General features: G+C 69.0%; 14 protein-coding genes. 10 read left to right on the top strand and 4 right to left on the bottom strand.

Going from position 1 to position 14165, the window contains the following annotated elements; all coding sequences use genetic code 11:
- Positions 1-31: 31 nt before the first annotated feature.
- The 5 genes from K3U96_RS10030 to K3U96_RS10050 are packed head-to-tail and all read left to right on the top strand — an operon-like array spanning position 32 to position 4756.
- A complete protein-coding gene (locus K3U96_RS10030) occupies positions 32-1153 on the top strand; it encodes an MCE family protein (protein WP_372514968.1) in 1122 nt (373 codons plus the stop codon).
- A 1-nt stretch (position 1154) separates the two neighbouring features.
- A complete protein-coding gene (locus K3U96_RS10035; RefSeq protein ID WP_069405035.1) occupies positions 1155-2564 on the top strand; it encodes an MCE family protein in 1410 nt (469 codons plus the stop codon).
- Between the two features lie 54 nt (positions 2565-2618).
- On the top strand, positions 2619-3476 hold the full coding sequence (recO, locus tag K3U96_RS10040) for a DNA repair protein RecO (protein ID WP_220692889.1): 858 nt from the start codon (positions 2619-2621) through the stop codon (positions 3474-3476).
- Entirely contained in the window at positions 3409-4305 is an 897-nt protein-coding gene (locus K3U96_RS10045) for a decaprenyl diphosphate synthase (protein ID WP_069405033.1), read from the top strand. Before recO ends, K3U96_RS10045 begins: the two co-directional genes overlap by 68 nt.
- Before the next feature lie 25 nt (positions 4306-4330).
- Entirely contained in the window at positions 4331-4756 is a 426-nt protein-coding gene (locus K3U96_RS10050) for a hypothetical protein (RefSeq protein ID WP_069405032.1), read from the top strand.
- On the opposite strand, the gene K3U96_RS10055 is transcribed toward K3U96_RS10050, so the two are convergent.
- Both K3U96_RS10055 and K3U96_RS10060 read right to left on the bottom strand, forming a co-directional pair.
- The gene (locus tag K3U96_RS10055) at positions 4745-5137 is read right to left on the bottom strand and encodes a Fur family transcriptional regulator (protein WP_069405052.1); all 393 of its coding nucleotides are present in this window, start codon (positions 5135-5137) and stop codon (positions 4745-4747) included. The two genes, K3U96_RS10050 and K3U96_RS10055, sit on opposite strands and share 12 nt — an antisense overlap.
- 11 nt (positions 5138-5148) lie before the next feature.
- Positions 5149-5535, bottom strand: coding sequence for an ArsR/SmtB family transcription factor (locus K3U96_RS10060; RefSeq protein ID WP_069405031.1), 387 nt, complete (start codon positions 5533-5535; stop codon positions 5149-5151).
- Between the two features lie 71 nt (positions 5536-5606).
- On the opposite strand from K3U96_RS10060, the gene K3U96_RS10065 reads away from it, so the two are divergent.
- Positions 5607-7001: a glycine--tRNA ligase gene (locus K3U96_RS10065; RefSeq protein WP_069405030.1), complete on the top strand. Its 1395-nt coding sequence runs from the start codon at positions 5607-5609 to the stop codon at positions 6999-7001.
- A gap of 192 nt (positions 7002-7193) precedes the next feature.
- Positions 7194-8081 (top strand): type IV toxin-antitoxin system AbiEi family antitoxin, encoded by an 888-nt coding sequence (locus K3U96_RS10070; protein WP_220692890.1) that lies wholly within the window; start codon positions 7194-7196, stop codon positions 8079-8081.
- A 92-nt stretch (positions 8082-8173) separates the two neighbouring features.
- On the opposite strand, the gene K3U96_RS10075 is transcribed toward K3U96_RS10070, so the two are convergent.
- Entirely contained in the window at positions 8174-10159 is a 1986-nt protein-coding gene (locus K3U96_RS10075) for a TPM domain-containing protein (protein ID WP_220692891.1), read from the bottom strand.
- 72 nt (positions 10160-10231) lie between these two features.
- On the opposite strand from K3U96_RS10075, the gene K3U96_RS10080 reads away from it, so the two are divergent.
- The 3 genes from K3U96_RS10080 to K3U96_RS10090 all read left to right on the top strand — a co-directional run bounded on the left by K3U96_RS10080 (position 10232) and on the right by K3U96_RS10090 (position 13806).
- Complete coding sequence (locus K3U96_RS10080) at positions 10232-11494, top strand: deoxyguanosinetriphosphate triphosphohydrolase (protein ID WP_220692892.1); 1263 nt, start codon at positions 10232-10234, stop codon at positions 11492-11494.
- A gap of 24 nt (positions 11495-11518) precedes the next feature.
- Complete coding sequence (dnaG, locus tag K3U96_RS10085) at positions 11519-13444, top strand: DNA primase (protein WP_220692893.1); 1926 nt, start codon at positions 11519-11521, stop codon at positions 13442-13444.
- 65 nt (positions 13445-13509) lie between these two features.
- On the top strand, positions 13510-13806 hold the full coding sequence (locus K3U96_RS10090; protein WP_069403176.1) for a DUF7155 family protein: 297 nt from the start codon (positions 13510-13512) through the stop codon (positions 13804-13806).
- On the opposite strand, the gene K3U96_RS10095 is transcribed toward K3U96_RS10090, so the two are convergent.
- Positions 13803-14057 carry a hypothetical protein gene (locus K3U96_RS10095; RefSeq protein WP_069403177.1) on the bottom strand — a complete coding sequence of 85 codons (255 nt, stop codon included), beginning with the start codon at positions 14055-14057 and terminating at the stop codon, positions 13803-13805. The genes K3U96_RS10090 and K3U96_RS10095 overlap by 4 nt on opposite strands.
- Positions 14058-14165 lie beyond the last annotated feature (108 nt).

Genomic DNA, 14165 nt, shown 5'->3' on the forward strand with positions numbered 1-14165 from the left:
ATGGCCCGGGTGCCTGCGGATCTCGGCGATCATGATGCTCGCGGTGCTGATCGCCGCCGGGTCGGGGTGCAGTTGGCGTGGGGTGAACTCGCTGCCGTTGCCGGGAACCGAGGGCAACGGTCCCGGCTCGTTCGAGGTGCAGGCACAGATGCCCGACGTCAGCAACATCCAACCGAATTCGCGGGTGCGGGTCGCAGATGTGACGGTCGGCCATGTGACGCGGATCGACCTGCAGGGCGGCCACGCGTTGGTGACGATGAGGCTCAACGGCGACGTCGACCTGCCGGCGAACGCCACCGCGATGATCGGTATGACCACGATCTTCGGATCGCTGCACATCGAATTGGCCGCGCCGACAAGCGAAGCGCCGCGGGGCAGGCTGACAGACGGTTCGCTGATCGCGCTGTCGAACGCCGGGGCCTACCCGACGCCCGAACAGACGCTGGCCGCGCTGTCGCTGGTACTCAACGGCGGCGGGGTGGGTCAGGCCGGTGACATCACCGAGGCGCTGAGCACGGCGTTCCGTGGCCGCGAACACGACCTGCGCAGCCTCGTCGAGCAGTTGAGCCGGTTCGCGGTGAACCTCGACGATCAGAGCGGCGACATCATCGCCGCCACCGAGAGCCTCAACGCGCTGACCGGAAAGTTCGCCGCCAACCAACCCGTGTTGGACCGCGCGATCACCACCCTGCCCGGCGCGCTGCAGGTGCTCAACGAGCAGCGAAACACGTTGGTGCAGGCCGCAGAAGGGCTCGCCAGGTTCAGCGCGCTCACCACCGACACGGTCAACCAGAGCAAGGAGCAACTGGTTCGCGAACTGGCGGCGGTCGGGCCGGTGTTGCAGTCGCTGGCCGACGCGGGCCCCAGCCTCACCCGCTCGTTGGGTCTGATCCCCACCTACCCGTTCCCCAACACGGACATCGACACATGGCAACGAGGTGACTACGCGAACCTGACCGCGGTCATCGACCTCACGCTGAGCCGGCTCGATGCGGGCTTGTTCACCGGCACCAGGTGGGAGTGCGATCTGACCCGGCTGGAGCTGCAATGGGGCCGCACGATCGGCCAGTTCCCCAGCCCGTGCCTGGCCCCGGGCCCACTGGGACCGGGCAACCCGCTGACCGCGCCGTACCGCTGGGATCAGGGACCCTGACATGCATCTGAACCGACGAGCGCGGGTGCAGCTGGCCGTGTTCACCGTCATCGCGCTGATCGCGCTGGCCCTGATGACCGTCAACTACATGAAGTTACCCGCCCAACTGCTGGGCGTCGGCCGCTACACCGTGGCCGTCGAGTTGCCCCACGCCGCGGGTCTGTACGCCACCGGCAACGTCACCTACCGGGGCAGCGAAGTCGGCAGGGTGACGTCGGTGCAGCTGACCGAATCCGGTGTCGTCGCGTACATGTCGCTGGATTCCGGCGTCGACATCCCCGCCGATCTGACGGCCGAGGTGCACAGCCAGTCGGCCATCGGGGAGCAGTACATCGAGTTGGTGCCGCGCAGCGACACCGCGCCGCCGCTGAAAGACGGTGACGTCATCCCCGTCGCGGACACGTCGGTACCCAAAGACATCAACGCGGTGCTCGATGCGGTCAAGACGGGCCTGCAGGCGATCCCGCGCGACAACCTCAAGACCGTCGTCGACGAGTCCTACACCGCGGTCAGCGGCCTCGGGCCGGAACTGGCGAGGATCGTGGACGGCATCACCGACCTGTCGATCGACGCGGGGGACAACCTCGAGCCGATGCTGGCCCTCATCGACGACGCCGCGCCCGTACTCGACTCGCAGGTTCGCACCGCGGGGCCGATCCAGGACTGGGCGTCGCATCTGTCCGTCGTCACCCGGCAGTTGCAGCGCCACGATCCGGCCGTCGCCGCCGTCCTCGACAACGGTGGCCCGGCCCTCGACGAGGCCCGCCAGTTGGTCGAGCGGCTACAACCCACGCTGCCGATCCTGCTGGCCAACCTCGTCAGCGTCGGCAAGGTCGCGGTCACCTACTCCGACAGCATCGAGCAGATCCTGGTCCTGCTGCCCCAACTCGTGGCCATCGAGCAGGGTTCGCTGGCGGCCAACGTGGACACCAAACAGGACTATCGGGGCGCCTATCTGAGCTTCAACCTCAACCTCAACCTGCCACCACCGTGCATGACCGGGTACCTGCCTGCCGCGCAGTTGCGCAGTCCGAGCCTGGTGGACCATCCGGCCCGGCCCGACGGCGACCTGTACTGCCGGGTGCCGCAGGATTCGCAGTTCAACGTGCGCGGCGCGCGCAATCTGCCGTGCACGACCCGGCCGGGTAAGCGGGCGGCGACGGTCAAGCTGTGCGAAAGCGATGAGGATTACGTCGCGCTGAACGACGGCTTCAACTGGAAGGGCGACCCCAACGCCACCCTGACGGGCCAGGACATTCCGCAGTTGCCGCCACCGGTGGCTGTGGCGGTGTACGACCCGGCCAGCGGCTCCTACACCGGCCCCGACGGCCGGCGGTACACCCAATCGGATCTGGCGCGCAACGCCGCAGACCAGACGTGGCAGTCGATGCTGGTGCCGCCGGGAAGCTGAGGCGCCTCGGCGCGCATCCGCGACTGCGTCACCGCGGGATGCCAGACTGTGACGATGCGGCTGTATCGGGACCGGGCGGTGGTGCTGCGCCAGCACAAGCTCGGCGAGGCCGACCGGATCGTCACGCTGCTCACCCGCCAGCACGGGTTGGTGCGCGCGGTGGCCAAGGGGGTGCGGCGCACCCGCAGCAAGTTCGGGGCCAGGCTGGAGCCGTTCGCGCACATCGACGTTCAGCTGCATCCCGGCCGGAACCTCGACATCGTCACCCAGGTGCAGTCCATCGACGCGTTCGCCACCGACATCGTCAGCGACTACGGCCGCTACACGTGTGCGTGCGCCATGCTGGAGACCGCTGAACGGCTGGCCGGAGAGGAGCGGGTGCCGATGCCCGCGCTGCACCGGCTGACCGTGTCGGCGTTGCGGGCGGTGGCCGACGGCGGCCGACCCCGCGAGCTGGTGCTGGATGCGTATCTGTTGCGCGCCATGGGGATCGCGGGCTGGGCCCCGGCGCTGACCGAGTGCGCCCGCTGCGCCACCCCCGGGCCGCACCGGGCGTTTCATGTCGCGGCAGGCGGAAGTGTGTGCGTGCACTGCCGCCCGTCGGGGTCGGTGACCCCGCCGCAGGGTGTGGTGGATTTGATGGTCGCTCTGCACGACGGCGACTGGGAGTATGCGCAGGCGACGACGTCGTCGCATCGCAGCCAGGCCAGCGGGCTGGTCGCCGCGCATCTGCAGTGGCATCTGGAACGCCAACTGCGGACGTTACCGCTGGTCGAACGGGTCTATCGGGTGGACAGGGCGGTCGCTGATCGCCGCGTGTCCGGGTTCGGGCAGGATATGGCGCATGGCAGTGAAGAGGGCCGGGAACCGGACGCGCAAGGCGACCTACCCCCAGCTGCCTCCGGCGCCTGAGGACTACCCGAGCTTCCCCGACAAGTCGACGTGGCCGGTCGTATTCCCCGACCTGCCACCCAGAACCAACGGCAGGTTCGCCCGGCCGCCCCAGCACACGTCGAAGGCCGCCGCCCCCCAGATCCCCGCCGAGCAGGTGCCCAACCACGTCGCCGTCGTCATGGACGGCAACGGCCGCTGGGCCACCCAGCGGGGCCTGCACCGCACCGAGGGGCACAAGATGGGCGAGGCCGTGCTCATCGACATCACCTGCGGGGCAATCGAAATCGGGATCAAACACCTGACGGTCTATGCGTTCTCCACGGAGAACTGGAAACGCAGCACCGAAGAGGTGCGGTTTCTGATGGGCTTCAACCGGGAAGTGGTGCGGCGCCGCCGCGAGAACCTCAACGACATGGGCGTGCGGATGCGCTGGGTCGGCTCGCGGCCGCGCATGTGGCGCAGCGTGATCAAGGAGTTCGACATCGCCGAGCAGATGACGGTGGGCAACGACGTCATCACGATCAACTACTGCGTGAACTACGGCGGGCGGACCGAGATCGTCGAGGCGGCGCGCGCCCTGGCGCAGGAGGCGGTCGACGGCAAGATCAACCCGAACCGGATCAGCGAGGCGGCGTTCGCCAAGCATCTGCACCGCGCCGACATCCCCGACGTCGACCTGTTCATCCGGACCTCGGGGGAGCAGCGGGCGAGCAACTTCCTGCTGTGGCAGGCCGCCTACGCGGAGTTCGTCTTCCAGGACAAGCTGTGGCCCGATTACGACCGCCGCGATCTGTGGGCGGCGTGCGAGGAGTACGTGAACCGCAATCGTCGCTTCGGCAGAGCCTAATGATGTACCTGAGCGGGCGGGCCTGATGGAGCTGCAGGAGCGGTTGGCCGCGGTGCTCGAAGAAATCCTGCCGGTGCAACGGGAGGATGACGGTGCGATCACCGTGCACCACGACGAGACGTTCGCCTCGCTGCGCGCGGTGACGATCGCCGAGGGTCTGGAAATGGTGTCGCTGACCCAGATCCTGGCGTGGGATCTGCCGTTGGACGCCAAGCTGCGGGCCAAGGTGGCCGATCACGCGCACAAGACGCTGCTCGGCACCGTCTCGCTGGCCGCCAAGAGCGCACCCAAGGAGATCGCCGCCGGCGCCGCACGCAACTCCAAGAAGGCCGCGGACGTGTTGCTGCGCTACAACTTTCCCGCCGCGGGTCTGACCGATGACGCGCTGCGCACCCTGATCCTCATGGTGCTGGCCACCGGCGCCGACGTGCGTCGCGCGCTAGTCGGCTGAACAGTCCCCGCAGCGCCCGAAGATCTCGATGGTGTGGCTGACGTCGGAGAAGCCGTGTTCCCGGGCGACCTCGGCGGCCCAGGTCTCCACGTCGCGGCCCTGGATCTCCACGGCCGCGCCGCAGGCCCGGCACACCAGGTGGTGATGGTGCTCGTCTGAGCAGCGCCGGTACACCGATTCGCCGGTGTCGGTGCGCAGCGTGTCGACGAGGCCGGCGGCCGCCATCTGCTGCAGCGTGCGGTAGACCGTGGTCAACCCGATCCCTTCGCCGCGCCGACGCAGTTCGTCGTGCAGCTCCTGGGCCGAGCGGAACTCGTCGACCTTGTCGAGCAGCGCGGCGATCGCGGCGCGCTGGCGGGTCGAGCGCACGCCGGTGGGCATCGGGGTGGAGGTCATGTGCCGCCCTCGCCTGCGTGGGTGACGGCGGCGACGACGATGTCGGCCAGGTGGTGATCGACAAGGCGGTACATCACTTCCCGGCCCGACCGTTCCCCGGCCACCACACCCGCGGCCTTGAGGATGCGCAGATGCTGGCTGACCAACGGCTGCGGCACCCCGAGCGCGTCGACGAGCTCGTGCACGCAGCGGGTCGATTCGCGCAGCTGAAGCACGATCGCGATGCGGACCGGCGCGGCCAGCGCGCGCAGCAGATCACCGGAGGTGTCCAGCACGTCGCGCGGCGGCAGCTCGGGAAACGGCGCGCCGCTGTGGTCGTGGACGGCATCGACGGTGTTCCCGGCGTTGTCGGCGGTCTTGGCCAAAGTGGAAACGGTTTTCATTATGGCGCCCACCATACATGCGCAGTTACGCATGTCAACGGAACGCCGCGGGGTCGCTAGGCTGTGTGCCCGTGGCTCCATCTTCTTCGATCATCGACACCGTCGCGAACCTCGCCAAGCGTCGCGGCCTCGTCTTTCAGTCGGGCGAGATCTACGGCGGCACCAAGTCGGCGTGGGATTACGGCCCGCTGGGGGTGGAGCTCAAGGAGAACATCAAGCGGCAGTGGTGGCGCGCGGTGGTGACCGCCCGCGACGACGTCGTCGGCCTGGACAGCGCGATCATCCTGCCGCGCGAGGTGTGGGTGGCCTCCGGTCACGTCGACGTGTTCAACGACCCGCTCGTGGAGTGCCTCAACTGCCACAAGCGCCACCGCCAGGACCACATGCAGGAGGCCTACGCGGCCAAGAAGGGTCTGGACGACCCCGACGCGGTGCCGATGTCGGAGATCGCCTGCCCGGACTGCGGCACCAAGGGCCAGTGGACCGAGCCGCGCGACTTCAACATGATGCTCAAGACCTATCTGGGCCCGATCGAGACCGAGGAGGGCCTGCACTATCTGCGGCCCGAGACCGCCCAGGGCATCTTCGTCAACTTCGCCAACGTGGTGACGACCGCGCGTAAGAAGCCACCGTTCGGAATCGCCCAGACCGGCAAGAGCTTTCGCAACGAGATCACGCCGGGCAACTTCATCTTCCGGACCCGCGAGTTCGAGCAGATGGAGATGGAGTTCTTCGTCGAACCGTCGACCGCCCGCGAGTGGCACCAGTACTGGATCGATGAACGCCTGCAGTGGTACGTCGACCTCGGTATCGACCGCGACAACCTGCGGCTCTACGAGCATCCCAAGGAGAAGCTGTCGCACTACTCCGAACGCACGGTCGACATCGAGTACAAGTTCGGCTTCTCGGGCAGCCCGTGGGGTGAGCTGGAAGGTGTGGCCAATCGCACCGACTTCGACTTGTCCACGCACAGTAAGCATTCCGGTGCCGACCTGTCGTTCTACGACCAGGCCAGCGACACCCGCTATGTGCCGTATGTCATCGAACCGGCGGCGGGGTTGACCCGCTCGTTCATGGCGTTCCTCGTCGACGCCTACGCCGAGGACGAGGCCCCCAACGCCAAGGGCGGGGTGGACAAGCGCACCGTGCTGCGGCTGGACCCGCGGCTGTCGCCGGTCAAGGCCGCGGTGCTGCCGCTGTCACGGCACGCCGACCTGTCGCCCAAGGCGCGCGACCTGGCCGCCGAACTGCGCAGGCACTGGAACGTCGAATTCGACGACGCAGGCGCGATCGGCCGGCGCTATCGGCGCCAGGATGAGATCGGCACCCCGTTCTGCGTGACGGTCGACTTCGACACGCTCGAGGATCAGGCGGTGACGATCCGCGAACGCGACGCGATGACGCAGGACCGCGTCGCACTCGACACCGTCAGCGACTACCTGGCCGCCCGCCTCAAAGGCTGCTGACCCCCTCTTCTCTTGGCCGCGAGCGTGCGTGTTCCCCTCGCTTCGCGGTGGGCCCAGAGGGCGACACGCCGCACGAATCCGCGAGTTTGCGCACGCTCGCGGTCAGCCGGCGTCGTCCCCAACCGGTTACTCATCCACAGCCGGGGCAACGTGTGCGGGGTGCGCCCCCGCCCAGCACTGAGAATCATCGTCATGACTGGCGATATCGCAGCGCTCTTCGACACCCAGAACGGCGTGGCCACCACGGCTCAACTGTTAGCGGTGATGGGCCGCAGCCGGCTCGACACCAAGATTCGCAGCGGTGAACTGGTGAAGGTCTGGCCCGGCGTTTACGGCCGTGACGAACCCGACGACGCCACACGGCTTGCCGGCCTGGATCTCCGTGCCGGAGAAGCCGTCGCGATCTGTCTCGGGACAGCCGCGGCCGCATATGGATTCGACACCGAAGGGGTCGTGGACCTTCACGTGCTCAACCCCGACGGGCACCAGTTGCGCAACTCCGACGGGTTGTTCGTGCATCGCCGCGACGGCGCGCCGCTGGGTTTGGTCGACGGCCGACCCGCGACCACGCCGGGGTGGACCGCCGTCGAGGTGGCGCGTGGCCTGCGTCGTCCACGCGCACTGGCCACGCTCGACGCCGCCCTGCGCAGCGGCACGTGTGATGCGCGTCAGCTGCGCATCGCGGTCGGAAAGCAGGCGGGCAGGCGCGGCATTGTGGCTGTGCGCGAACTGATTCCGCTGGCGAGGCCCGAAGCCGAGTCGCCGATGGAGAGCGAGGCGCGCCTGGTCATGATCGACGGCGGTTTGACGCCGCCGGAGTTGCCGTACGAGATCATCGATCGCGATTTCCGAACGTGGCGGGTCGATTTCGCGTGGCCCGAACGCAGGGTCGCCGTCGAGTACGACGGCTTCGACTGGCACAGCGACCAGGAGCAGTTTCGTCGGGATCGCCGAAAGCGAGCCGCTCTGCAGGAGATCGACTGGAGTGTGCTGTCGGTGGTTTTCGACGACGTCAGGGTTAGGCCGGAGGCGATGTTGCGGCGCATCGAGGTCGAGCTAAGGCGCTCGCGGGCGGCGTGAGCGTGCGCAAACTCGCGGATTTGCGCGGCGTGTCGCCCTCTGGGCCCACCAGCGAAGCGAGGGGAACACGCACGCTCGCCGCCAGGGGTGAGTTAGAACCGGCCGCCGCCGCCCGAGAAGCCGCCGCCGGAGCCGCCGAACGAACCCGGGCTGAACCCGCCACCCCCGCCGAACCCGCCGAAGCCGCCGCGCATCGCGCCGCCCAGCATGTTGCCGATGAGGATGCCGCCGATGACGGCACCCATGTTCCCGCCACCGCCGCCACCGCCGTACGGGCCGCCCATGTAGTTGCGTCGTGCTTGCTCGACGTCGGCGTTGGCCAACGCCTGCGCCTGGGCCGCCAGCATCGCCGCGCCGTTGGCGTGCGCGATGGCTTCCGCGGGATCCGTCGACCGCTTGGCTTCGGCGGCGCCGATCTGCCGGACCGCCTCGGCCAGCCGCGTGCGCGCCTCCGGGCCGATGGTGCCGCGCCGGGTGTCGATGAAGTCCGACACCGACCGCACCCGCGACCGCGCGGTGAACAGCGCCTCCTCCAGCGCGCGGTTGAGCCGGTCGGCGGCTTCGCGCTCCTGCTCGACGGCGGCCAACAGCCGATCCAGGTCGGCGTCGGCCTTGGTCAGCTCGGTGAACGTGCCGAGCGGATCCACCGATCCGGTGCGCTGCGCGGCAGCGACGGCGGCCGTCGCGGCGTCCCTGGCGGCCGAGAGCTGGTCGGCCTGCGGCACTGAGCCCTCCGCCAGCAGCGCACCGGCCTGTGAAATGCCGGCCTTGATGTCCTCGATCGTGGCGGGCAGCGCGGCCGCGGCGCGCCGAATGTCGCTGGCCGCACTGTCGACCGCATCGAGCAGTGAATTAGCTTGGCCCAGCGCGGATTCCCCAGCGCGCACACTCTCGACGAGCTCGGTCTGGCGTCCGGCCACCGGCCGCTCGGCCAACTCTCGGGCCCGGGTGATGGACCGGTCGGCGAACGTCAGCAGCTCCTTGGCCGCGTCGACGTTGTCGGCCACCGACGTCAACGCCGCGGAGTCGAACTCGTTGTGCAGTTCGGCCAGCTTCTGGCGCGACGGTTCGATCCGCGCCGTGATGTCGACGACCTGTTGGGTCATGGTGTTCAGCCGCGCCGGCGCGTTGATCACCAGGTCGCGCAGCTGGGCGAACTCCTCACTGCGGGTGTCGAGTTCTCGGTCGGCCCTGGCGGCCGCCACCACCACCCGCGTCAACAGGTCCCGGCGCTGTGCGGGAGTCTCGGGGATCGCGTCGTCGAGCTGTTGGCGCACGTTGAACGCTTGCGTCAGGGTGGTTTTCGCGTTGCGCACCGCGTCGGCGAACTTCGCGGTCTGCTCGTCGCCGAACTCTTCGACCGCCAGCTCGAGCTCGTGCTCGCTGGTGCGCACCGCGTTGTCGACCTCGACCACCATCGCCCGGGACAGGTCGTCGAGCGCATCCAGCGACACCGCCGCCAACGCAGTGGGATCCGTCGGGTCAACCCGCCGCGCGGCGGCGAACTCCGCTTCGCGGCGCTTGCGGCGCCGACGCCGGCTCCACAGCCACAGACCCAGCACGCCCACGGCGATGACCGCCAGCACCACCAGCACCGCCACCCAGCTGATCCCGCCGCCCGGGGCGGTGTTCAGCCCGGTGGCCGCCGCGACCGCCGCGCCCGCCCAGTCGTTGCGGCGCAGGGCCGGTTCGATGTCGTCGCGCTGCAGCGCCCCCGCGTCGGACTGGTCCATCACCGCCGTCGGCACCTGAAACGCGTACGAGCGTTCGTTGACCGCGACCGCCAACAGCGCGTCACGCTCACCGAAGTCGCTGAGCTGCATGGTGCTTCGCGCCCACCGCACCGGGCTCTGCCCGAAACTGTCGACGTAGACCACCCACAGCCGGATGCGCTTATCGGTGTAGAGCTGGTTGACAGCGGACTCGACCTGGGCGCGCTGATCGGCAGACAACACGCCCGCGCTGTCGGTGACGTATCCCGGCACCCGGAACGGCGGTTCGGCGGCCGCGCTCGGCGCCACAAGGACACTGACGACGAGCACCGCCGACACGAGGCTGAGCAGACGAGCGAGACGCATGATCGCCAATGTAATGCGGCGCACGACCCGACCACGCGCTACCCGCGAACACGGCTGGCAGACTGTGCTCCGGTGGCAGCGATTTCCGATCCGTACAACGAGTTCGACCGAGAGCGGCTGGTGGTCGAACCGGCCAAGGCTGCCGGTCTACCGGGCACCGACACCGAACACCGCACCGACTTCGCCCGCGACCGCGCGCGCGTGCTGCACAGTGCGGCGCTGCGCCGGTTGGCCGACAAGACTCAGGTCGTCGGACCCCGCCAGGGGGAGACGCCGCGCACCCGGCTGACCCATTCGTTGGAGGTGGCCCAGATCGGCCGCGGGATGGCCATCGGTTTGGGCTGTGACCCCGACCTCGTCGACCTGGCCGGGCTGGCCCACGACATCGGGCATCCGCCGTACGGGCACAACGGGGAGCGCGCGCTCAACGAGTTCGCAGACCAGCACGGCGGTTTCGAGGGCAACGCCCAGAACATCCGGATCCTGACCGGCCTCGAACCGAAAACCCTTGATAGTCAAGGGTGTAGCGCTGGTCTGAACCTGACCCGCGCAGCGCTTGACGCGGTCACCAAGTATCCGTGGCGCCGCGACGGGCAGCACCGCAAGTTCGGCTTCTACGAGGACGACGCGGTTCTCGCCGACTGGATCCGCTCCGGCGCCCCGGCGCGCCGGCCGTGCCTGGAGGCCCAGGTCATGGACTGGGCCGACGACGTCGCCTACTCGGTGCACGACGTCGAGGACGGCGTCATCTCCGGGCGCATCGACATGCGGGTCCTGGCCGACGACGACGCGGCCGCCGTGTTGGGACGGCTCGGCGAGACCAGCGGGATGGGCGCGGGCCTGCCCGCCGAGCACCTGGCGGCCGCGGCGGAACGGCTGTCGAGCCTGCCGGTGGTCGCCGCCGTCGGTAAGTACGACGGCACGCTGGGTGCGTCCGTCGCGCTGAAACGGCTGACCAGCGAGTTGGTCGGGCGTTTCGCATCGGCGGCGATCACGGCCACCCGGGAGGTCGCCGGGCGCGGCCCGCTGGTGCGGTACGGCGCCGACCTGGCCGTGCCCGACCTGGTGCGCGCGGAGGTCGCGATCCTCAAGATCCTGGCGCTGCAGTTCATCATGTCCGACCCGCGGCACCTGGAACTGCAGGCACAACAGCGTGAACGCATCCACCGGGTCGCGCACTGGCTGCTCGCGGGTGCGCCCGCGACCCTGGACCCGATCTTCGTACCGGCGTTCAACGACGCCGCCGACGAGGGCGCGCGCATCCGGGTGATCGTCGATCAGATCGCGTCGTACACCGAGGGCCGGCTGGAGCGGCTGGAACCCGCGGAAGGGTAATCGGGCGGGGCCTAGACTGTGGCCGTGGCAGGCCGCATTCCCGATCGTGACATCGCGGCCATTCGTGAACGCATCCGCATCGAGGACGTGGTCGGCGACTACGTGCAGCTGCGCCGCGCCGGCGCGGACTCGATGAAGGGGCTGTGCCCGTTTCACGACGAGAAGTCACCGTCGTTTCACGTCCGCCCGAACCACGGCCACTTCCACTGCTTCGGCTGCGGAGAGGGCGGCGACGTCTACGCCTTCATCCAGAAGATCGAGCACGTCAGCTTCGTCGAGTCCGTCGAACTGCTCGCCGACCGCGTCGGCTACACGATCACCTACTCCGGGGCCTCCGCGACGAACGTGCAACGCGACCGCGGCAGCCGCAGCCGGCTGCTGGCCGCGAACGTCGCCGCCCAGGAGTTCTACGCCCAGGCGCTGCAATCCGATGAGGCCGCCCCGGCGCGCCAGTACCTGCTCGAGCGCAACTTCGACGCCGAGGCCGCGGCCCGGTTCGGCTGCGGCTTCGCGCCCTCGGGCTGGGACTCGCTGACCAAACACCTGCTGCGCAAGGGCTTTGAGTTCAAGGAGCTCGAGGCGGCCGGGTTGTCGCGGGAGGGCCGCCGCGGCCCGATGGACCGCTTTCACCGCCGGTTGCTGTGGCCGATCCGGGCCAGCAGCGGTGAGGTGATCGGCTTCGGCGCCCGGCGGATCTTCGACGACGACCAGATGCAGGCCAAGTACGTCAACACCCCTGAGACGGTGCTGTACAAGAAGTCCGCGGTGTTGTTCGGCCTGGACCTGGCCAAGCGCGACATCGCCAAGTCGCACCGCGCCGTCGTCGTCGAGGGCTACACCGACGTGATGGCCATGCACCTGGCCAACGAGACCACCGCGGTGGCCTCGTGCGGCACCGCGTTCGGGGACGGGCACCTCGCCCTGCTGCGCCGGTTGATGATGGACGACAACTGGTACCGCGGTGAGCTGATCTTCGTCTTCGACGGCGACGAGGCCGGCCAGGCCGCGGCGTTGAAGGCGTTCGACGGCGACCAGCAGGTCGCCGGAAAGTCCTTCGTCGCAATCGCTTCCGACGGGATGGATCCGTGTGACCTGCGGCTCAAATCGGGTGACAAGGCGCTGCGGGACCTGGTGGCCCGGCGCATCCCGATGTTCGAGTTCGCGATCCGCAACCTGATCCCCGACGGTGACGCTCTCGACAACGATCCGCAGGCCCAGGTCGACGCGCTGCGCCAGTGCGTGCCGCTGGTGGCCAGGATCCGCGACTACGCGCTGCGTGACGAATACGCCCGTCGGCTGGCGGGGTGGACGGGATGGAGCGACGAGGGCCAGGTGTTGTCGCGGGTGCGCGAGGAGGCCCAGAAGCGCGGCATGCCCGACCGCGGCCGGCGTCGCGGCGCGGGGACCGAGGCCCCGGCGCGACGGTCCGGCGCCCAGCCGGCCGCGGCGGCACGGCCCGATCCCACCGACCCGACCCTGTGGCCGCAGCGGGAGGCGCTCAAGGCGGCGCTGCAGTATCCGGCGCTGGCCGGTCCGGTGTTCGATTCGCTGACCGTGGAGAGCTTCACCCATCCCGGCTATGCGGCGGTGCGCGCCGCGATCGAGGGTGCCGGCGGCGCATCGGCGGGCAAGTCGGGCGCGGAGTGGATCGAGGCGGTCCGCGATCAGACCGCAGCGCCGGCCGTGGCGAACCTGGTCAACGAACTCGGCGTGGAGGCGATCAACGTCGTCGACGACGAACGGCTGCCGCGCTACATCGGTGGAGTGCTGGCCCGGCTGCAGGAGGTCTGGGTGGGACGCCAGATCGCCGATGTGAAGTCGAAACTGCAGCGCATGTCGCCGGTCGAACAGGGCGACGAGTACCACGCGCTGTTCGGGGACCTGGTGGCGATGGAGGCGTATCGCCGCAGCCTGCTCGAACAGGCCAGCGGCGATGACTTGACTGCGTGAGACCCGGTAACGCGATAGGGTTGGCACGCTATAAACCGTCGGGGGACGGTCAGAAAGGCAAGCTCGTGACATCGACCAACAACCGGGTGCGGCGGCTCGTCGCTGCGGGCACGCTCGCGGTGGCTGCGGTCGCGGCGCCGTTCGCGGCATCTGTGCTGGTCAGCACCACCTCTGATGTTTCGGTGGCGCAGGGTTGCCTGGCCTGGTTCGGCAACAAAGAAGACGGCAAGTGCCTTGGCACCTCCAACGGCAACGGCTTCAACGTCGGCACGCCGTCCTTCGGCCTCTACGGTCCCGACGGCGCGGGCTTCAGCACCGGCCCGCTGCTTCCGGGCACCACGATCTCCGAGGGCATCAACTAACGACGCTGCCCGCGCTGCGCGGCCTCGGGGCCCATCACCGTGGTGTCGGAGTCGATCTCGGTCAGCGTGACCATCGTCTGGTCCGGTGACACACGGTCGGCGATCTTGCGCCGCCCCGCATCGATCACGGCCTTGGCGGCCGGGCTCTCGGTGACCGCCTTGTAGGTCCCGGCGATCTGTTCATACCGACGTCGGCCAGCCTTCGTGCCCATGACGTAGCCGACAGCCAATACGACGAGATACCGGATCACAGGGCCCCTCCCGGTCGACGGTGCATACCCATCCATCCTGCCTCACTTCGCGGGGTGCGTGCCGGGTGGCGGCGTATTGGCGGCCCGCGCGGCACGTAGGCTAGAGTC

The sequence above is a fragment of the Mycolicibacterium holsaticum DSM 44478 = JCM 12374 genome (genome assembly GCF_019645835.1).
Classification (GTDB): Bacteria; Actinomycetota; Actinomycetes; order Mycobacteriales; family Mycobacteriaceae; genus Mycobacterium; species Mycobacterium holsaticum.